Genomic DNA, 17733 nt, shown 5'->3' on the forward strand with positions numbered 1-17733 from the left:
GCACTTTTGAGAAAGAACGTCAAAGCAACCGATCCTTACTGGGGGGTTGAGGCAATATTTAGGAAGGTTCAAGTGCTAACCTCTGCCTACGTTGCACTCTCTCACGGTGCAAACGACGTTGCAAATGCAATCGGACCAGTTGCGGCGGTCTATGCAGTCGCAACCATGGGGTCAGCTGGAATGAAAGTTCCGGTGCCAAGATGGATTTTAGCGATGGGTGGTCTGGGAATAGCAGTGGGTGTGGCAACCTATGGTTACAAAGTTATGGAGACCGTTGGCAAGAAGATTACCGAGCTAACAAACACTAGAGGATTTAGCATAGACTTTTCCGCTGCAACGGTGGTTTTAGTGGCTTCCTCGTTGGGCCTACCAATTTCCACAACACACACCGTTGTAGGAGCTGTTATAGGTGTGGGACTGGCAAGGGGAGTAAAAGCAATAAATAAAGACATCGTTAAGGACATAGTAATATCATGGTTTGTGACCGTGCCCGTAGCCGCTATCATTGCGGGCATTGTGTTTAAGATACTGATGATTGTGGGGTGAAAATAATGCAGGTCTGGACAAAATTATTTGCCAAAAGCCCGTTTAAGCCTTTGATAAAGCACGCTGAAGTTGTTTTAGAGGCTGTAGGAACTCTCGAAAAGGCTCTCGGGGCGTGGGATAGAGGAGAATATGAGAAAATGAGGGAATACGCGAGAAGAGTGGATGATCTCGAAGATTTTGCTGATAGAATCAAGGAAGAGATAAGGGACAGCCTTAGTTCAAAGCTGTTTATGCCCGTTAACAGGGGAGACATCTTAGGTTATCTTGAAATGCAAGATAAAATCGCCGATGCCGCAGAAAATACTGCAAAGTGGCTTTTAGTTAGAGACCCAAATAATATTCCTGAGGATATTAAGGATGAAGTGCGGACTTTAATAATGACCATGAGTCAGGAAAGCATCAAAGCGGCAAAACTCGTTTATGAGGCAATAGTACAGATGGACAGGGTTATAGAAAGCGGATTTGGTGAGAAGGAGATCGAGAGAGAATATGCGATAATCAAGGAAATAGAAAGCGTTGAGCACAAGATAGATGAGCTTGACACAAGGTTCATGGAGATAATTTTCAAGAATTCCGCCAAGATGGAGTGGGGATTGGGGATGTACCTCCTCAACATTGCAAAGACAATAAGCAATATATCTGACAAGGCAAAAGACGCAGCAGAGAGAATAAGACTCATGATGAACAAATGAAACCTTTCTAATTTTTATTTTCTGGATTTTTCCGCGCTTCTTGGAGAAAAGTAAGAAGAAAGAAACTTCAGATGGCTATCATGGTTGAAGTCATCTGTATTTCGGGCATTTTCCTTATTCTTTCTGTTATGAATTGGTCGAGATCTTTGAGAGTTTCGGTTTCGACCTTGACTATAAGGTCGTATTCTCCATAAACTACATATGCTTCCTTTACCTCCGGGTAGGTAAGAAGTTTCTCCATAACTTCCCTTTCCTTTCCAGCGGCTGTCACCATCAAAATAAACGCCGTCACCATAGCTTACCACCAATAATATTTGGTTTTTTGAGTATTTAAAGCTTATCGTCATTGAGGGCGTGTTTAGTTTCACCCCCTGTTATTTAAACAGTATTTGACTCTGAGGAGGATTTTCAGACCATAACACATTACCCCAAGCAGGATTCGGGTTACAGTAGTCTTTTTCAGAAAACAGGGGATCCTACTGCCAAACCACGTTGTAAACGCACCCCAGAACCCCTCATGAGGATTCCTACGCCTGTACTCTTCTTCAGAAAACACTCTGTCTCTCTTCTTACTACCCTTTGAATCATAAGCCCCATCAGCATAAAAATTCCCAGAACCCCCCGGCAGGAGTTCAATCAGCTCGTTCTCAGAAGTTGTGATCTTCACAGCAACCGGATACAGTAAACCCGGCAGGATTCTCGTTATTGCCTGAACTTCTATCCTGCCCTTTTTTTATTTGTATAATGGTTGAGTCTGCTTGAGTGCTGGCGTAGGGTAATTTCTGGAGTTTTTTCAGGAGGTGGTTTGTCAGTTCTTCGAGGTTCAGCTTTTTCTCCCAGTTGTGGAGGGTTGAGTAGTGAATGTTTGCTCCGAAGAATTTTCTGCCGTAGTGCTGGGCGTCTCTGAGGGGTAGGTTGTAGTATTGTTTAAAGAGGAGTATTGCCAGTATTGTTTTTACTGGAAATTTTTTGGATTTTGGCAGGTTCTTCAGCTTTCCTTCTGATTCGAAGTCTGCTAAAACGTCAAGAATTGCGAATGCCACGCTTTCAGGGTCTTTGAGTCTGTGATCCCATCTGGGGATCACGACAACCACCTGAAAGAATTCAGCAAAAACCCTAATAAAGGTTACTATAAACACGCCCTCGTCATTGATAAAGAAAAAATGACAAATTAGGGGAAGCTAATTATTCCAAAGATAATGCCTTTAAAACATCTTTCGCCGACACATACTCTTTTGGAATCTTAATTCTCACGGTCTTTTTAGGATCCACGAGCTGGCTTATCTCAACGTCCAAAATAAGGCTCCCCAGCATATACGCTTCTTCCCAGCTTAAGCCCAAGGCCTTTTGAAGGACTTCGACGCCGAGTTCAGTTGCCTGCCTAATAGCATCCCATAAATCTTCCTTGGAAACGAGTATATACAAGGAGTCTTCTGTTTCAAGTACCGGATATGGAGGAGCCATTCCTTTTACGATGCCAACCCTTACCGTCACCTTTCCCGGGACTTCACAAGCTGAGACACAGATTTCCCCATCTCCCATTACCGCGTGTAGGTCTCCAATAGCCAACAATCCTCCCTCAACGAAGACGGGCAGATAGAGAGTCGTGCCCTTCTTTATGAGCTTGGTGTCCATGTTTCCACCGTGCTCGCCGGGTTCGCCACATGGAATCTCCTCACGAGAAGCAACGCCGATAACTCCTATCATAGGCTTTGCGGGTATTCTAAGATCCCCAAGATAAACGTAGCCGTCTTTGATTTTGCAAACCTTAGTTTTCGGCTCTTTAGCCATATTCCCTAAAACTCCTGCATTGGGTGCAATAACAACCACTCCCCTATCTGCCACTTCTATATCCAGAATATCAACCTTTAATGCATCTCCCGGTTTTGCGCCTTTTACGTAAAGCGGCCCTGTTGCGGGATTTACCTTTGAGAAGTCCACAGCTGCAAGGGTTTGCTCTTCAGAGCTTATCTGGTTAGAAAGGGCATCTAAAGTTTCAAAAACCACTATCTCCCCGTTTTCTGCTTCTGCAGCTGGTCTAAGATTTGGTCCAAAGCCAAAAATATGCTTGGACTTATCTATAAAGAGCATGTATACCACCAGCTTTAAAATATCCCAGCAATGTTAATTAAACTATCGGGGAAGAAAAATGGAGCATCTCATAAGTCAAAAGGAACTCGAGAAGTTCAAAGAGCTTCTCGGGAAAAGGGGAATTAAGCTCGAAAAATTCTACTCTAAAGGAACGACTAGCTTAGTGTTTACTGGAAATGCAGAGGGCAAAAAGGTTATCATAAAGCTCGAAAGGCCTGATTCACCGAGAAAGAACTTCAAGAGGGAAGCAGAAATCCTGAAGTTTCTTGAGAGAGAAGAAATAACGCCACGCTTGGTGGATTATGGTGTTTTTGAGGGGAGAGAATTTCTCGTTAGAGAGTTTGCCGAAGGTGAGCCTCTGCTTTATGCAACTCCTCAAAAAAAGCACATAGTTCAAATACTTGAAAAAACGTATCGGCTCGATGCTCTGGGCATTGATCACGGGCAGATACAGGGAGGAAAGCACATTATAATCAACGATACCGTCTGGATAATCGACTTTGAAAAAGCGGGCTTTAGAAAGCCAAAGAACGTAACCTCTGCCATGGCAATGATATTTCTCAACGACAACATTATCGCAAAAAGGGTTAGGGAAAAATTTAACCTAGATACTCGCTTCCTAAACGTTTTACGAGAGGCGCTGAGGGAATATAAGACGACGAAAAATATTGAAAAGCTCAGAGAGCTACTTTCTGCCCTTTAATCTGTCCCAAGCCAATATTAACAGAGGGATCACAAAAGCCGCAATGATGAGTCCTATTCTTGGATCGAGGAGGTATTCAAAGAGAAGGATTATAAAAACTGTTATGCCGATCATCAAGAACAAATCCCGGTCAAAAATTCTTGATTTAGCGAGGATGTTTATCTCTCTGGAGATATAGGCAAGGTAGAGGGGGATACCAAAAGCTGCGATTGCCACGCCAATGTAGCTTTTGGAGACTATTGAAACGACGAGACCAATTAGAAGTATTCCCAGCACGGTATATTCTTCTTTCATGGTACACACTTGGTGATTAACTTTAAATAATTTAGGGCACGAATTTATATTTAGGTGATAGCGTTATGAATAAGATCGAATGGAATGAAAACACCTTTTCTAAGTTTGCCTATCTGGGCGACCCGAGGATATCAAAGGACGGAAAGAAAATTGCATACGTGCTGACAAAGGCGAACTTAAAGGACAACAGATACGAAAACACTGTAGTGGTTGAGGAGCTCCAGGAAGGCGGGAAAAGGTTCATCGAGAACGCATCAATGCCCCGCTTCTCCCCAAGTGGAAAGAAAATAGCTATTGTAAGACCAAATGAAGAAAGGAAGACATCCGAAGTCTGGGTTTACGACTTAAGCTCAATGAGCGGAAAGAAAGTCCTTGAGGCAAAGAACATCCTTGATGTGAGCTGGAATGAAGATGACAGGAGGATTTTGATAACCGGCTTCAAAAGAAGAGACGACGAGGATTTTGTCTTTGAAGACGATGTGCCAGTGTGGTTTGATGCACGGGGCTTTTTTGATGGTGAGAAGACAACATTTTGGATAGTTGATACTGAGAGTGAAGAAGTTCTTGAAGAGTTCGAGGCAGAGAGGTTCTCCTCCGCAATATGGCATGGAGATGCGGTAATCTACAACGTCCCCCACAGGATGGACGGGAAGCTTCAGTTCTTCAAATTCTATGACATCTATATTTACAAGGATGGAGAGAGTGAAAAGCTGTTTGAGGGGGTCTCTTACGCTGTTGTGGATTCTAACGGAAAGTTAGTTCTACTCTACGGAAAGCCAAAGAAAAACAAGAGAAGCGAGCACAACTTTCTCTACACCTGGGATGGCAAGGAGGTTAAGCCTCTGACGGAGCGGTTTGTTTATAACAACGGAGAGGGAAAACTCGATGAAAAGGGAAATCTATACTTTACCATGGCAAGAGAAGGAAAGGTAAGCCTCTACAAGCTCGAAGGAGAAACCCTAACCCCAATAGTAGAGGACAACTCCTGGGTAATGGGCTTTGATGTAAGCGGAGACGGAAAAGTTGCCCTCCTTAAAGAGACAGACACAAGGTTAAGGGAGCTCTACCTCTGGGATGGAGAGCTGAGGCAGATAACTGACTATAACGGCCCAATATTTGCCAAGCTCAAGACGAGACCAATAAAACACTTCCGCTTCAAGAGCCTTGATTTAGAGCTCGACGGGTGGTACATCAAGCCGGACATTAAGGAAGGAGAGAAAGCTCCGGTAATTGTCTTCGTCCACGGCGGGCCCAAGGGAATGTACGGCTATTACTTCAAGTATGAGATGCAATTGATGGCTGATAAGGGCTATTACGTGGTCTTCGTTAACCCAAGAGGGAGCAACGGCTACGATGAGGATTTCGCCCTGAGAGTTCTCGAGAGAACGGGCTTGGAAGACTTCCAGGACATTCTCAATGGAGTGGAGGAGTTCTTCAAACTTGAGCCTCAAGCAGACAAAGAAAGAGTTGGAATAACCGGCATAAGTTACGGCGGCTTCATGACCAACTGGGCTTTAACGCAGAGTGACCTCTTCAAAGCGGGAATAAGTGAGAACGGCATAAGCTACTGGCTTACAAGCTATGCCTTCTCGGACATAGGATTGTGGTTCGACAAGGAGGTCATAGGCGACAACCCGCTTGAAAACGAGAACTACAAGAAGCTAAGCCCGCTATTTTATGCCCAAAATGTCAAAGCCCCGCTCTTGCTTATTCACTCCCTCGAAGATTACCGCTGTCCCCTTGACCAGAGCGTGATGTTCTACCACGTGCTTAAGGACTTGGGTAAGGAAGTGTACATTGCAATCTTTAAACGCGGTGCTCATGGGCACAGTTTGAGGGGAAGCCCAAGGCACAGGGCAAAGCGCTACAAGCTCTTCATGGAATTCTTCGAAAGAAAACTCAAGAAGTACGAAGAGGGCTTTGATGTCGAGAAAATACTAAAGGGCTGCGGGGACAAAAAAGAAAACTGAGTTCTCTTTCCCTTATTTTTTGAATGAAACAGTAACATTTGAAGAAGTCGAGAAGATTGCTTTAACAGATCCCTGAGATGTAGAAATAACCCTGCTTCCAACCGCAAGATTTAGGGTAAGATTAGTTCCATCCTCAGTGGGTCTTAGCTCTATAAACACTCCTCCTGCTCCCCCACCACATATATTATGACCACACTCTACCAGGTCGTATCCTGCCGGTCCTATCCATATTGAGTAGCCTTCTCTTCCTCCATCCCTGCCAAGAACGGCAATCCAATTTGATGGATCTGCGGATATAGGGGCGCTATAACTGGTAAATGCTTCCAGTACCTTCCAGCCCGGGGGAACAAAAACCGCAGCACCTCCAAAATCCTTTTCAGTTATGTTAACCCATCCAGCCAGGATGGCTCTCTTTTCGTCCCCCTTAACTTGAGCAAAAACCGTCCCTGAAAAGGTAGAATTTGTGGTCTCGTCTTTCAGGTAGAAATTTACATGGTCAACGGTGGCCCATTCTTCGGGTTTTTCTTGTAAAAAAGAAAAGGCTACAGCTCCCATGATAGCCATTAGAATAACAATTATCCCTTTTCGCATGTTGAGCCCTTATATGTTTAATGAGTAATCCTTTAAATATTTTTGGAGAATAGGACTCTTAGACGATGAGGAAACTTTGACCAGCTGAGCTGTGATGAATACGGGAGTGACCGAGCTTAAAGCACCACTATCCTTGCTCTCCCGTTCTTTTTAAGCCAGTCCAGGAGCATCTGTGCTATTTCGAACTTTTTCTTTTTGGTTTCCCATATTGGAGTGTGCTCCTTCAGATATGGCTTGCTCCATTTTCCAACGATTTCCCCAAAATCGAAGCCAACAAGAATAACCTCTCTCGCCCCAAGCTCTTCCGCAAGAAAAACAGCTCTGTCTCCATCGGTAAAACCGCCAAAGTTGTAAACAATGTCTAAAGGCTCTGTTTGGCACGTCCCCAAAACGTTCTTGAGCTTTGGCACATAGGCTTTAAGCTTGTCCATGTTGTCACCATGGGCATGAACAACAACGTAAGCCCCAAGTTCGTTTGCCCTCTTTATATCTTCAAACCTTCCATCCAAGTCAGTGACAATAATATCCGGAGTGATGCCATATTCCAGAAGGGCGGAGGTTGCTCCATCCGCGGCTATTAAGGTTCCTCCAAATTTTTCTTTCCCAAGTATATTCTCCAATCCTGGCCCGGCCCCGAAAACATAAACTCTCTCCCCAATTCTTTCTTTGAGGTCTTCAGCCAGAATGTAGTTTTTGTTCTCCAGCAAAAGCTTTCTCAATAGGAGTGCGGCTTCACGGTCCTTCTCCCTGTCATAACCCATTTTTTGGAGAATCCGAATGTAAAACTGCTCCCACTCCGACCATTTCATGTGCTTGTCTATGGCATTCTACTTTATAGAGGTTTTGTCATAAAGTCATTATACTTGCTCTGAGCCGTTTTCTTCAGCTAGGCTTTTTAGCTTCCTATCTATTTTTACCATCTCTCTCCACTGCCTTCCCGGCCAGTAGATTTGACCGCATTGAGTGCATACGTAAAATTCATCGTAGTCCTTATAAACGCCTTCTGGCACTTTCCCCTTGATTTCTTCTTTTTCAACCCTTTTTATTAGCCCATTACATTTTGGGCATCGAGCATTTTCCGGAAACAGTTCGTCAAACTCAAAGCCCAGCTCCATGAGCTGCTTTACCTGCTCTTCGAACTTGTTGGATTTTATGAGAATTGCATTCTTACATCTCGTTACAAGCTCTTCGTCCCTCGTTAAAACTATCCTGCCCTCTTCTCTGGCAATCTTTAATATTTCCTCATCGTCCTTTATGCCATAGAGAGTGTCGTAACCGTACAACCTAAGCCATCTCGCCAGCCTTCCGAGCATCATGTCGGCGATAAACTTTGTGTTTTTTCCTCCCATCAACGCTACTTTGGAGTGAAACAATAAATTTCTTTTGGAAAAATCTTATAACCTATCAATCACTTCTAAAGCGGGTGGCTCAAATGATAGTGTACTTCATCGGCACAGGGGGCAGTGAAGGAATTCCGGCTCACCTATGCACCTGCCAGACATGTGATGAAGCCCGCAAGTTTGGTTTTGCTCAGAGAAAGCCATCCACACTTGCCATAGTTACCAAGAACAAAAAAGCAGTCCTTATAGACGTTGGGACGGATATCAGGGATTTACTGCACGTTCCTCTTGAAGCGATACTCCTAACCCACTGGCACCATGACCACATCTACGGCCTGTATAAACTCCGGTGGATTGCAAAAAGAACAGCCCTTTATGCCCTAAAAGGAGATGCGGACTGGCTCATGGTTAACGATCCCAAGAACATTGATGTGAAGTTCATCAAACCCAATGATGTCCTAAAAGTCGATTCTCTCAAAATCACCGCTTTAAAGCTCAACCATCAGGTGGAGACCTTCGGCTACCTGATAGAAGAAGATGACAAGAGTGTGGCTGTTCTTTATGATACCAAGGGGCTTCCTGAGGAGACGTTTGAATTACTGGAAAAGAAAAATCTTCGCTTAGCGATTGTTGATGCCACATACCCTCCGGGTATAGACGATCCTTATCACAATAACGTGGATGAAGGTGCCCAAATTGGACTTAAGCTGGCAGAAAGAACGTTTTTAAGCCATATATCTCACAAGAACCTTCCGTTTTTGATGCTGGATGAGTATGTGAGAAAGAAATACGGAGGGAAGGTTCTTGTTGCCTACGATGGGATGCTCTTCTATGTGTGATACTTCTCCGGCAGCTCAGAAAGAAATGCCAGAACAACGAAGCTCGTAGTTTCGGTATTGGTATCCCCAACCGGAACTATCTTCTCCCCTTCAAACTTATATCCCGTCGAAATCCCGCCGTTCTCCATTTGAAGCTGTGAAACAATTCTTTGACATGAGGTATAAACAGCTTTTCCCTGTTCCGGCCTGTCAAGAGCCCTGTGGAGATATGCAAAGAGAGCACATTTATATGTTTGATAGGTGCCGTCAAATGCCTTGTCGCGGAAGCCTTTTCCATCCCAAAGTGACAAAAGGCCCTCATAAACCTCAACAGCCTCTCGCCTTTTTCCCGAAAGTATCTTGTTCAAGGCCATGTAAACTGATAGGTCGGCATATTCTCTCCAGTCATCCATAGGGCAGGAAGTGTCTGTGAGCTCGTACTTTATCTCGAACTCTGCCCCAAACTTTCTAGAATATGTTCTGTTGATGAAAAGTATTTTAGAGCAATAAACCCCGGTTATCCGCCTTCCAAAAAGAACATCAACCTTCCCATTCCATCCACCTGAGTAGTTAGCTTCAAGATTCCGGAGAATTCTCTCACCGAGGGATGAATTTAACGCTACCAAAGCCCTGGATGCGAGCAGATTATCGTTTGCAATGTAAATCGTTTCATTGTCCGGATAGCTCTTAACGGCAGCCCTGAGAAGTCCTGCCTCAGGTACGTATTGGGATTCGAGGAAATAGCGAAGGGATGTAACATTGAGCTCTAAAGAGTTGGACTCATCCCTACCCTGTTTCTCAGTTGCAAGGATTATCAGCATTAAGAGCAGCATAATGAGTGCAAAATACTTTGGCTTCATCATTATGTTCTTCGAGTTAGACCGTAAAACTCTTTTGGACAGCGGCACAGTTCTATCGGTGACCCCCAATGAATGTCCTTGAACTTGCCAAAAGGAGAAGAACCGTGAGAAAATTCAAAAATAAAAAACCGCCCATAGAGAAGCTCTTAAGAGCTCTGGAAGCAGCAAAGGAGGCTCCCTCCGGAATGAATGCCCAGCCGTGGCACTTCGTTATCATTGAGAGCATTGAAATGAAAAAACAAGTTCGGGAGATTTGTGAGAAAGGGGAAAGGCAGTTCTACGAGAAGATGAAAGGAAAACTCGGTGAATGGTTACAGGAGAAGGGGTTTACATGGGAGAAGCCGTTCTTGAGCGATGCCCCATATTTAGTTCTCGTGTTTGCTGACGTCAGAGCCCCTTTTGCAGTTCAGTCCACATGGCTTGCTGTAGGGTATCTTTTGCTTGCCCTTGAGGAAGAAGGGCTCGGCACAGTAACTTACACTCCTCCCAATCCCAAAGAGATTGAAGAGCTCGTAAATACCCCTAAATATTACAAGCTCCAGACAATACTGCCTATAGGTTATCCCGACGATGAAAAGCCTAAATACGAAAGAAAAGCCCTTAAAGAAGTTATCAGCTTTGAAAAATTTGAAGAAAAAGAGAGCTAGCTTACTTGCTCCACTCCAAGGTCTTCGAGCTTGAGGTATGCATATATATAAAGCTCCTCGTTGGTCTTTGGATCTTTATACCCATAAGTCCCCTCGCCCTCTATTACGAGAGGCAGGTAAGGAGAGATCTTTCCTTTTCCACTCAATGAGAGCCCCTCTGCTCCAGCGTAACTCCATTGGGCCTCTACAACCTTGAAGGATAGACCTCCAAGCTCAATGGCCCCATCGGGTTTTGTCTCCCAAGTCCATGTGTGCAGTCCATCGCTCCAGGTTCCGCTCTGTGGAACGAGCAAGTTGTAATCTTCCCATGTGTACCATATCCCAAAGTGAATTGTTGCAAACCAGCCCATGTAGAGGTAGCTCAAATCATAGTCAACGTCAGAGAGAATGTCATTGTCACCCTCGAAGTAGGGGAACAAACCGCTCTGGAATGGCGTTGGATTGTAGAATGCAAATGTTTTTCCATTGTATTCAATTCTCATCCCCACAAACTGGGCATCTCCTCCATAGGGAGATAACGCGGCAAGCCATGCAATATCCCATGGATAAATAGCGGCAGTGGTCTGATTGCTCTTGTACCAAATTGTTATTGTGAGCTTTCCCTCCAAACTTTCAGCCTTTATTGGAGTAACCACCGTCTGATACGCCCAAACCTCGAATTCGCCTAAATCTTTTTTGTTCATCTGAATATCTTGTCCATAAACGTGGATTGTTTCCTTTCCAATTTTCTTCTCAATTTCATATTCGTACATAGGTGCTGTTTGATTTGGTTTGACCTTGTAGTAGTATTTGTAATAGGTTATGATGTACCTTTTTCCATTAAGCTCGAAGGGAGCGTACTCCCATGGTCTCCAATAAGCTTCCTCCGTGGGAGTTTGAGTAGTTGTAGTTTGAGTTGGAGTCTCAGTTGTGGTGGTTGTAGTGTAAGTTGTGGTTGTTTGTGTGGGGGAAGAAGTTGTTGTAGTTTGGGTCGGAGAAGAGGTTGTAGTCTGGGTGAGGGTTTCACTTTGTGTGGTGGTCTGTGTTGGGGTAGAAGTTTCTTGGGTTTTTGTTCCTCCTCCAATGCAACCAGCTATAAAAACCAAACCAACCAAAAAGAAAGCCAACAAGAGGTTGAATTTCCTCATGTCTATTTACCTCCACTAAGAGCCCGAGTAGGGCCGATTTTGGAGACTTACATTACTATTTTGGACATTCATCCTTAAATATTTTTCCTTTATTCAAAATAAAACGAAAATTTGACGAAAATAGTTCCAAGATTGAACCTTAAATTTTGACATTTATATAGTAAATTTTAGCCTTTTAGATGCTCTTCAAGCTCTTTCAGCACTTCCATTTGTTCTTGAGTCTCAACGGCAGAAGGCTTAAGGGAGCGCACCTTTGCAAGTGCTTCCCTTAAAGAAAGCCCATGAGCATACATTAGATAAGCAGTTGCCACGGTTCCGCTTCGTCCGCTCCCGCCAAGGCAATGGATTAAAATCTTTTTACCTTCCCTGGTTCTTTTGTATATCCACTCAACAATCTCAAGCAGCTCCTCCAGAGAAGGCGCGGTAAAGTCTTCAATTGGTGCATGAAGGACTTCGACACCTCTTTTGGTGAGCTCCTCCAAGTCGTAATACAGCTCGTATTCGTATGTAAGGACAACCACAGCATCAAACTCTTCAGCAAGTTTTGGGATGTCTTCTGGGTGAGGCATAGGTGAAAAAGCCACATTCTCATCAACGAACTTTGGATACACCATTTCAACCACCCCTTAAGATTCAGCTGGATAGTGTTATAAACTCTTACGCTGACATTTAGTTAAGGTGAGAAAAATGAGAAGAGAGTTCATTGGAGTTTTTCTATCCTTCTTGGTATTTGGTCTGGTTTTATGGTTCTTCAGGCCATGGTTTCACGGAATTGTTATGAGTTTTTACAGAAATCCAACGGTAATATACCTCTTTGTTGTGCTATTAGCCATTTTGATATACGATACCAAGAAAAAACTCGTTGAAGGGCCTGCAAAAAGAAACAGCCTGATGGGAGGCATCTTCGCATTAGTGATTCTATCCCTGGTTGTCATCTCAATACTCAGCGGTGCTCTTTCAAACACTGCCCTTTACAAAGAACATCATCCAACTCAGGTTTCAAATGAATTGGATCTTTCAAGCAGCAAAATAAGAATTCTCCCCAAACTTACCGCATACCGTTATGCAGTCGATACAATAGAATATGCCCGATATACTTTGGGCTGGTCTCATCTAACCGTCCGAGATGGGACTCCAGTATGGGGATTCTTTATAATCCCTGACGGAGCATGGAATGCAATAAGGCTCAAAGACAAGGGTGTTCTCTTCGTTGACATGAACACCACCCAAGCAAGAATGGAAAGAATTGAAAACGAACTCCAAATCGGTCCGGGAATGCAGATTTTTGACAACCTTGAATGGAACCTCTACAAAAAGCACTATCTAATCGACCTTGACGTCCCAAGGGCACTTTACTACGAGGACAAGATTTACATCGTTGTTCCCTACATTTCATACAGCTTCCGTGTTTTTTACACAGTGCCCAAATGGGGCGGAGTTTTAATCGTCGATGAAGAGGGCAACGTTGAGGATTTAACCCCCGAAGAGGCCGTTAAGGATGAACGCCTCAAGGATTTCCCAGTCTTTCCGGAACTTCTAACAAGGAAAATCGTCCACGCTCAAAACTACTGGAAGGAAAGCGCTCTATCAAACATAAAGAACCTGTGGCTCCACCACGAAAACCAGATAGAGATAATAGACGTGAGCGGGCAAGGGAACAGACAGCCCTTCTTGGTAATTGCCAACGATGGAAAAGAATACTGGATGGTTGCTGTAGAACCATATGGTAGAGCCCACGGACTGGCAGCGATATTCTTAATTAACGCTCAAACTGGAGAAATGAGCCAGGTGAAGTTCGAAACTCCTCTTACCGGACCGGTAAAAGCTATAGACTACGTCAAAAAAGCTCTACCAACGTTTGATTGGAGCCAGTTTATGGCCGTAGAGCCGATCCCAATCTTCCTAAACGGAGAGCTATGGTGGAGGGTCGCAATAATTCCCGGGAGCGGTTCAGGTGTTGCGAAGATAGCTTTTGTAAATGCGGAGACCAAAGACGTGCAGATTTTTGAAAACGAAGACGAAGTTAGAGCGTTCCTTCTCTATGGGCAGGTAGGAGCAAAGGTTGAAGAGATCAGCGGAGTTGTTAAGGGAATTTACTCATACATCAAAGAGGGAAACACCCACTGGATACTGATAATTGGAAACGAAACTCTCCATTTAAATGCAGACCAGTTAAGCGATGAGCTCATCCTCAAAGTGCTCAGCTTAAGAGAAGGAGACAGCATAACTGTAAAAATAAGTGAAGGAAGGGTCGTGGAGATTGAAAAAAGATAGGGATGGGAGGCATGAGAAGAGTCTTTTTGCTTTCTTCTCTCTTTTTAATTGTCTTGGTTTCCCTTTGTATAACTCGGCCCTCAACTACCCCCTCCTCCCCACCAAACGAGGCTTCAAAGGTTGTTTCATTCCTAAATGAAGCCAGAGAAAATCTCAATAAATGCAATACTACCTTAAAAGCACCATTAAACCCCCAAAGCGATCCAGCATACCTCAACATGAGCATCTTAAATGAAACAGTGCTTAAACTAAATGGCGAGTTATATGAATATGTGGTCTTAGGTGTGCAAGATGTTAACTTCTCAGGTGAAGTGTTGTTTAAAGGATACAGAATAATATGGAACACTCCAAAGAATCTCACAACTACAGGGGGACAAAGAATTGAGTTTAGAATTCACAAAGGAAGTTCAGTTGTTGAGTCGTTCGTATACTGGTACATACCGTTTCAACTTGATTCCTACTGTGTCTCAATTTACGCCAAAACCCTGGGTCTTTCAGAAGAAAAGATAACCTTCATTTTCATCCACATAGAGGGGAAGGATTTGTGGATGGTTCTAGCAAAAAAATAAATATCAGTTCCACTCTATTAACTTTGGGGAGCTGGAATGGAAAAAAGCATCAAAGCTTTCCTTTTTCTTACCCTTGCAACTCCATTATGGGCCTTAATAGCTTTTGGGATAGAGAAACTTGAAAGTATGTATGGCAAAACCTCTCCGGAACTTCTTTTCTTTGTTTATCCGACTCTTATTGTGGCTTTAATAACCACTATCTTTCTATGGAAGTTGAGAATTCCTCTTCGGGAATTTGCTGTAATGGCAGTTATCGCTCCCCTCGTAGTTGTAATAGCACTTTCCGTGGTCACCATGATTGGAGGTCTCCGCTCTGGCTATTATCACAGCGACAATTCAGGAGTTTTTGTTTTCTTCCTCTTTTATCTATCCCCTGTGGTTTCTTTCCTTTTAGGGGCGTTCCTATACCACACCATAGCCCGTTTAAAGGGTGAAGCACAATGAGACGCCAAACCGTTATCCTGGTTCTGATTTCCCTATTGCTTTTACTTCTATTAATCCCAATAAGACTGGCTATAATGATTTTGCTGGATATAAGTGACATCTCTGAGATTCTGCCACGTAGTGCCTCTTTCTTGCCGATAATTGGGAGTGTTTTGTCTGCGTTTATTGTGGGATTTTTGGTTAAAATTGTAGCGTTGAAGCTTTATAAAAAAGAAAAACCGGCTAGAATAGCTTTTTTGGCAATCTTTTTCATCGGGCTTCTTATCTCTGCGTATACAATTAACGTTCCCAGGATTGGATCCTCTCCACAGAAAGTTATCTACTACTCCCTTTATGAGAATGAGGTCTACGTTAACCCCTATTTGGGAGAAATTTCCCTCCCATTTGAAGAAATGGACTGGACAAAAGAATATGGCCTAAGACCTACCGGATATCTGAAGAGAGAGGAAGGAATAGTTAACGGAACCGGTGGGTTTGTGTTCCAAAACATAACCAGTGTTTACATGGGGATTTTTGTCTATCCCAGCCCACACAAGAGTCCTAAATGCGAAAATGCTCTCAGAGATCTCGAAGAGATGCTCAAAAATAAAGGATGGCAAAGTGTAGAAGTCTCGCCTGAAGCTCTGGAAAAGAGAAACTTCATCGGGAGGCTTATCAATGCCACGATGCTTCAGGAAGGGAATAAAGCCGTATACTTAGAATGCTCATATGTGATGGCCTATGGGAGGTTGATAATTCTGTATGGAGAAAAAGAAGAACTGACCTCCTCCCCGCCCTGAAGGGCGAGGGTTTATCTTAACCCCTCACCAAGGGCGGGGAGGTTTGAGGGGTCTCATTTAGGCCCAAGTTAAAGCGGGTCTTCGACCCCTCGGGGAGGGTCTTCCCCCCATTACCCCTACCCCCCGCTAGAGCGGAAAGGCTCGGGGTTATCGTTCTAACCGCTTTTCTCAAAATGTTAAACGCTCCAACCAAGTCAGCATTCATTACAACGCCCTCCCTGCGGCACTTGAATAAACCCCTAAAAATTCTACCATTAGAATGGCGCTGGCCGCAGAGGGGGCAAAGCTTAGAAGTAAAAGCCTCATCAACAAGCAAAACTTCAATACTATACTCTTCAGCAACTTCCTTTAGCCTTTGTATTACTGTATTAAACCTCCAAACGTGGGAGAGTATGAAGTTTTGCTTTTTACCTTTATCAGAGTTCCTCGCTATATCCTTTGGATAGCCAATTACAATTTTACTAACGCCTATCTCGTAAAGCCTTTCAACAGTCTGCCTGACTGCAGTGTTAATGTAGTGCCTCGCCTGTAGTTTGGTTTTCTGATGCATTCTCTTGAGTTTCCTGCTTGCCTTGTATCCCGACTTGTTGAGTTTTGACTGGTATTCCGCTATTCTTTTTTGCCAGTAAAAGGCAATGCTTTTGAGAGGTCTCCCGTTCACGAGAAAAGCTTCACCATTCTCAATGTAAATGGCAATTAAATTATTTACTCCGAGGTCTATTCCTGCCGTCAGGTTGCTCTGTGGCTCTCTTGGAACTTTAACCCATTCTCCGTTAGTTAGTTTTTCCTCAACAGTGTAACTAACGTGAGCGTACCACTTCCGCTTTACCGCGTCGTAGATTATTTCCAACCTTCCCTGCTTGCCCTTGAGGTGAATTCTCCCCTTGAACTGAATTTTTAGCCTTCCAAACTTTCCGAGCCTTCTCAGCTCGATAGTGTTGTTTTCAATTTTATACTGGTCGTTCCTGAGGGGAATGATAAAGAGTTTTCTCTCATTCCCCTCCTTGACGAATTTTGGTGATCGTGGTTTGAACCATTCTGGTAGCTCTCCAGACTTTTTCTTCTTAAGTAGAGAGAAGAAGCTACGCCACGCTTCAGCATTCTTCCTTGCCAATTGTTGTACTGTTGAACCACCAACCCAGCCCTTGAACGTGTAATAGGCTTCCTTTTCCGTTGTTCCAAAGTCTATTTTCCCGAATTCTTTGAACTGTTTTAACCGCTCGTAATTGATTTTATTCCAGATTACTGCAGTAGCTTGGGCTAGCTCAAGAAGAGTTTTTTCTTGCTCCTTTGAGGGCTGGAGTTTGAGTGTTACTGTCCTTTTCATTGTCCCTCATTATTAATTTTACATCTTTGAGTTTAAAAGTGTTTTTGCTTTCCTGCTAAAGGGCTTGTTCGTGGTTGTTTGTACCCCGCCCTGAAGGGCGAGGCTTGAAAAAAGAAAAAGTCAAGAACTGCTCCCATTTCTCAAACTCTCCTTCTAGCTCTTTTAGCCTTTTCTTGGTCTCGCGATATTCTTCTTCATTTAAGATACCGCAAATGCGTTTAAGGGCCTCTGAATTTCCTTTTTTCTCCCTTAAGAGTTCCCTAAGAAGCTCGCTGAATGATTTCTTGCCCTTTATTCGTAAGAGCTCGTTGTAAACATCATCAGAGATTGTGATTGTCTTCACCATAGTCTCACCAATACATTGAATGCATGCATCATATTTAAGCATTATGGACTCGGAGGTTGGGAGGTACGATCTCTCAGAATACTCCAGAACAATTAAAAAGTAGTTTTAGGTAATACTGATTAAAGCATAGATATTTCCTTGGGTGATCAGAAATGCTCCGAGTTGGAGTCGTTGGCGTTGGGAACATGGGCTTCCACCATGCGAGGATTTACTCCGAGCTGGCAAAGGAAGGAAAAGCCAAGCTCGTTGGAGTGGCTGATGCAAACTTTGAGAGGGCTAAGGAAGTAGCTGAAAAGTTTGGAACGGAGGCTTTTG

Annotated in this window: 24 protein-coding genes; 11 read left to right on the forward strand and 13 right to left on the reverse strand. The window is 43.7% G+C overall.

The features are described from left to right. Together THEPK_RS02730 and THEPK_RS02735 are read left to right on the forward strand one after the other, a co-directional pair. Positions 1-546: inorganic phosphate transporter (locus tag THEPK_RS02730; RefSeq protein WP_042700471.1), on the forward strand; the 546-nt coding region annotated here is incomplete at its 5' end. 5 nt (positions 547-551) lie between these two features. After that, the gene (locus THEPK_RS02735) at positions 552-1238 is read left to right on the forward strand and encodes a TIGR00153 family protein (protein ID WP_042698035.1); all 687 of its coding nucleotides are present in this window, start codon (positions 552-554) and stop codon (positions 1236-1238) included. Between the two features lie 67 nt (positions 1239-1305). Here THEPK_RS02735 and THEPK_RS02740 read toward each other — a convergent pair whose 3' ends face one another. The 4 genes from THEPK_RS02740 to THEPK_RS02755 all read right to left on the reverse strand — a co-directional run bounded on the left by THEPK_RS02740 (position 1306) and on the right by THEPK_RS02755 (position 3329). Beyond that, positions 1306-1533: an Lrp/AsnC family transcriptional regulator gene (locus tag THEPK_RS02740; RefSeq protein ID WP_042698038.1), complete on the reverse strand. Its 228-nt coding sequence runs from the start codon at positions 1531-1533 to the stop codon at positions 1306-1308. Positions 1534-1602: 69 nt separating this feature from the next. Next, positions 1603-1905, reverse strand: coding sequence for a hypothetical protein (locus THEPK_RS02745; protein ID WP_042698044.1), 303 nt, complete (start codon positions 1903-1905; stop codon positions 1603-1605). Next, on the reverse strand, positions 1886-2377 hold the full coding sequence (locus THEPK_RS02750) for a hypothetical protein (protein ID WP_156882128.1): 492 nt from the start codon (positions 2375-2377) through the stop codon (positions 1886-1888). The genes THEPK_RS02745 and THEPK_RS02750 overlap by 20 nt, the downstream gene beginning before the upstream one ends. 46 nt (positions 2378-2423) lie before the next feature. Then, positions 2424-3329 carry an acetamidase/formamidase family protein gene (locus tag THEPK_RS02755; RefSeq protein WP_042698050.1) on the reverse strand — a complete coding sequence of 302 codons (906 nt, stop codon included), beginning with the start codon at positions 3327-3329 and terminating at the stop codon, positions 2424-2426. 58 nt (positions 3330-3387) lie between these two features. On the opposite strand from THEPK_RS02755, the gene THEPK_RS02760 reads away from it, so the two are divergent. After that, a complete protein-coding gene (locus THEPK_RS02760) occupies positions 3388-4032 on the forward strand; it encodes a serine/threonine protein kinase (protein WP_042698053.1) in 645 nt (214 codons plus the stop codon). On the opposite strand, the gene THEPK_RS02765 is transcribed toward THEPK_RS02760, so the two are convergent. Continuing rightward, positions 4015-4326, reverse strand: coding sequence for a hypothetical protein (locus THEPK_RS02765; protein WP_042698058.1), 312 nt, complete (start codon positions 4324-4326; stop codon positions 4015-4017). The genes THEPK_RS02760 and THEPK_RS02765 overlap by 18 nt on opposite strands. Positions 4327-4391: 65 nt before the next feature. On the opposite strand from THEPK_RS02765, the gene THEPK_RS02770 reads away from it, so the two are divergent. Then, positions 4392-6296, forward strand: a complete 1905-nt coding sequence (locus THEPK_RS02770; RefSeq protein ID WP_042698061.1) for a S9 family peptidase — start codon at positions 4392-4394, stop codon at positions 6294-6296. A gap of 12 nt (positions 6297-6308) precedes the next feature. On the opposite strand, the gene THEPK_RS02775 is transcribed toward THEPK_RS02770, so the two are convergent. From THEPK_RS02775 to THEPK_RS02785, 3 genes are all read right to left on the reverse strand, one after another. Then, positions 6309-6887 carry a hypothetical protein gene (locus THEPK_RS02775; protein ID WP_042698063.1) on the reverse strand — a complete coding sequence of 193 codons (579 nt, stop codon included), beginning with the start codon at positions 6885-6887 and terminating at the stop codon, positions 6309-6311. A gap of 116 nt (positions 6888-7003) precedes the next feature. Beyond that, positions 7004-7696 carry a 6-hydroxymethylpterin diphosphokinase MptE-like protein gene (locus tag THEPK_RS02780; RefSeq protein ID WP_042698065.1) on the reverse strand — a complete coding sequence of 231 codons (693 nt, stop codon included), beginning with the start codon at positions 7694-7696 and terminating at the stop codon, positions 7004-7006. A gap of 48 nt (positions 7697-7744) precedes the next feature. Further along, a complete protein-coding gene (locus tag THEPK_RS02785) occupies positions 7745-8236 on the reverse strand; it encodes a Mut7-C RNAse domain-containing protein (protein WP_042700474.1) in 492 nt (163 codons plus the stop codon). Between the two features lie 83 nt (positions 8237-8319). Between THEPK_RS02785 and THEPK_RS02790 the strand changes: the two genes are divergently transcribed. Then, positions 8320-9066: an MBL fold metallo-hydrolase gene (locus THEPK_RS02790; RefSeq protein ID WP_042698068.1), complete on the forward strand. Its 747-nt coding sequence runs from the start codon at positions 8320-8322 to the stop codon at positions 9064-9066. Here the strand turns inward: THEPK_RS02790 and THEPK_RS02795 are convergent. Further along, on the reverse strand, positions 9057-9905 hold the full coding sequence (locus THEPK_RS02795; protein ID WP_042700477.1) for a hypothetical protein: 849 nt from the start codon (positions 9903-9905) through the stop codon (positions 9057-9059). The two genes, THEPK_RS02790 and THEPK_RS02795, sit on opposite strands and share 10 nt — an antisense overlap. A 68-nt stretch (positions 9906-9973) precedes the next feature. Here THEPK_RS02795 and THEPK_RS02800 point away from each other — a divergent pair, with 68 nt between their 5' ends. Continuing rightward, entirely contained in the window at positions 9974-10552 is a 579-nt protein-coding gene (locus THEPK_RS02800; RefSeq protein WP_042698070.1) for a nitroreductase family protein, read from the forward strand. On the opposite strand, the gene THEPK_RS02805 is transcribed toward THEPK_RS02800, so the two are convergent. After that, entirely contained in the window at positions 10549-11679 is a 1131-nt protein-coding gene (locus THEPK_RS02805; RefSeq protein ID WP_042698072.1) for a hypothetical protein, read from the reverse strand. The two genes, THEPK_RS02800 and THEPK_RS02805, sit on opposite strands and share 4 nt — an antisense overlap. Before the next feature lie 167 nt (positions 11680-11846). Beyond that, positions 11847-12293 carry a protein-tyrosine phosphatase family protein gene (locus tag THEPK_RS02810; RefSeq protein WP_042698075.1) on the reverse strand — a complete coding sequence of 149 codons (447 nt, stop codon included), beginning with the start codon at positions 12291-12293 and terminating at the stop codon, positions 11847-11849. 73 nt (positions 12294-12366) lie between these two features. Between THEPK_RS02810 and THEPK_RS02815 the strand changes: the two genes are divergently transcribed. From THEPK_RS02815 to THEPK_RS02830, 4 genes are read left to right on the forward strand one after another with little or no spacing between them, the layout of a single operon-like run. Next, a complete protein-coding gene (locus THEPK_RS02815) occupies positions 12367-13953 on the forward strand; it encodes a hypothetical protein (RefSeq protein ID WP_042698078.1) in 1587 nt (528 codons plus the stop codon). A gap of 11 nt (positions 13954-13964) precedes the next feature. After that, positions 13965-14522 (forward strand): hypothetical protein, encoded by a 558-nt coding sequence (locus THEPK_RS02820; protein WP_232194506.1) that lies wholly within the window; start codon positions 13965-13967, stop codon positions 14520-14522. Positions 14523-14558: 36 nt separating this feature from the next. After that, entirely contained in the window at positions 14559-14966 is a 408-nt protein-coding gene (locus THEPK_RS02825) for a hypothetical protein (protein ID WP_042698084.1), read from the forward strand. Further along, complete coding sequence (locus THEPK_RS02830; protein ID WP_042698087.1) at positions 14963-15745, forward strand: hypothetical protein; 783 nt, start codon at positions 14963-14965, stop codon at positions 15743-15745. The genes THEPK_RS02825 and THEPK_RS02830 overlap by 4 nt, the downstream gene beginning before the upstream one ends. Positions 15746-15761: 16 nt before the next feature. On the opposite strand, the gene THEPK_RS02835 is transcribed toward THEPK_RS02830, so the two are convergent. Beyond that, positions 15762-17072: an RNA-guided endonuclease InsQ/TnpB family protein gene (locus THEPK_RS02835; RefSeq protein ID WP_042698090.1), complete on the reverse strand. Its 1311-nt coding sequence runs from the start codon at positions 17070-17072 to the stop codon at positions 15762-15764. Between the two features lie 55 nt (positions 17073-17127). Continuing rightward, positions 17128-17418, reverse strand: a complete 291-nt coding sequence (locus THEPK_RS02840) for an antitoxin VapB family protein (RefSeq protein ID WP_083965022.1) — start codon at positions 17416-17418, stop codon at positions 17128-17130. Between the two features lie 152 nt (positions 17419-17570). On the opposite strand from THEPK_RS02840, the gene THEPK_RS02845 reads away from it, so the two are divergent. After that, positions 17571-17733 (forward strand): Gfo/Idh/MocA family oxidoreductase (locus THEPK_RS02845; RefSeq protein WP_042698093.1); only part of this gene is annotated, 163 nt, incomplete at its 3' end.

The organism is Thermococcus sp. PK (assembly GCF_000430485.1).
Taxonomy (GTDB): Archaea; Methanobacteriota_B; Thermococci; order Thermococcales; family Thermococcaceae; genus Thermococcus_A; species Thermococcus_A bergensis.

Excerpts from the sequence above, each read along its gene's own strand:
- THEPK_RS02735 (WP_042698035.1), top strand. The coding sequence starts at position 552 with ATGCAGGTCTGGACAAAATTATTTGCCAAAAGCCCGTTTAAGCCTTTG.
- THEPK_RS02740 (WP_042698038.1), bottom strand. The coding sequence starts at position 1,533 with ATGGTGACGGCGTTTATTTTGATGGTGACAGCCGCTGGAAAGGAAAGG.
- THEPK_RS02755 (WP_042698050.1), bottom strand. The coding sequence starts at position 3,329 with ATGCTCTTTATAGATAAGTCCAAGCATATTTTTGGCTTTGGACCAAAT.
- THEPK_RS02760 (WP_042698053.1), top strand. The coding sequence starts at position 3,388 with ATGGAGCATCTCATAAGTCAAAAGGAACTCGAGAAGTTCAAAGAGCTT.
- THEPK_RS02765 (WP_042698058.1), bottom strand. The coding sequence starts at position 4,326 with ATGAAAGAAGAATATACCGTGCTGGGAATACTTCTAATTGGTCTCGTC.
- THEPK_RS02770 (WP_042698061.1), top strand. The coding sequence starts at position 4,392 with ATGAATAAGATCGAATGGAATGAAAACACCTTTTCTAAGTTTGCCTAT.
- THEPK_RS02775 (WP_042698063.1), bottom strand. The coding sequence starts at position 6,887 with ATGCGAAAAGGGATAATTGTTATTCTAATGGCTATCATGGGAGCTGTA.
- THEPK_RS02780 (WP_042698065.1), bottom strand. The coding sequence starts at position 7,696 with ATGAAATGGTCGGAGTGGGAGCAGTTTTACATTCGGATTCTCCAAAAA.
- THEPK_RS02785 (WP_042700474.1), bottom strand. The coding sequence starts at position 8,236 with ATGGGAGGAAAAAACACAAAGTTTATCGCCGACATGATGCTCGGAAGG.
- THEPK_RS02790 (WP_042698068.1), top strand. The coding sequence starts at position 8,320 with ATGATAGTGTACTTCATCGGCACAGGGGGCAGTGAAGGAATTCCGGCT.
- THEPK_RS02795 (WP_042700477.1), bottom strand. The coding sequence starts at position 9,905 with ATGAAGCCAAAGTATTTTGCACTCATTATGCTGCTCTTAATGCTGATA.
- THEPK_RS02800 (WP_042698070.1), top strand. The coding sequence starts at position 9,974 with ATGAATGTCCTTGAACTTGCCAAAAGGAGAAGAACCGTGAGAAAATTC.
- THEPK_RS02805 (WP_042698072.1), bottom strand. The coding sequence starts at position 11,679 with ATGAGGAAATTCAACCTCTTGTTGGCTTTCTTTTTGGTTGGTTTGGTT.
- THEPK_RS02810 (WP_042698075.1), bottom strand. The coding sequence starts at position 12,293 with ATGGTGTATCCAAAGTTCGTTGATGAGAATGTGGCTTTTTCACCTATG.
- THEPK_RS02815 (WP_042698078.1), top strand. The coding sequence starts at position 12,367 with ATGAGAAGAGAGTTCATTGGAGTTTTTCTATCCTTCTTGGTATTTGGT.
- THEPK_RS02820 (WP_232194506.1), top strand. The coding sequence starts at position 13,965 with ATGAGAAGAGTCTTTTTGCTTTCTTCTCTCTTTTTAATTGTCTTGGTT.
- THEPK_RS02825 (WP_042698084.1), top strand. The coding sequence starts at position 14,559 with ATGGAAAAAAGCATCAAAGCTTTCCTTTTTCTTACCCTTGCAACTCCA.
- THEPK_RS02830 (WP_042698087.1), top strand. The coding sequence starts at position 14,963 with ATGAGACGCCAAACCGTTATCCTGGTTCTGATTTCCCTATTGCTTTTA.
- THEPK_RS02835 (WP_042698090.1), bottom strand. The coding sequence starts at position 17,072 with ATGAAAAGGACAGTAACACTCAAACTCCAGCCCTCAAAGGAGCAAGAA.
- THEPK_RS02840 (WP_083965022.1), bottom strand. The coding sequence starts at position 17,418 with ATGGTGAAGACAATCACAATCTCTGATGATGTTTACAACGAGCTCTTA.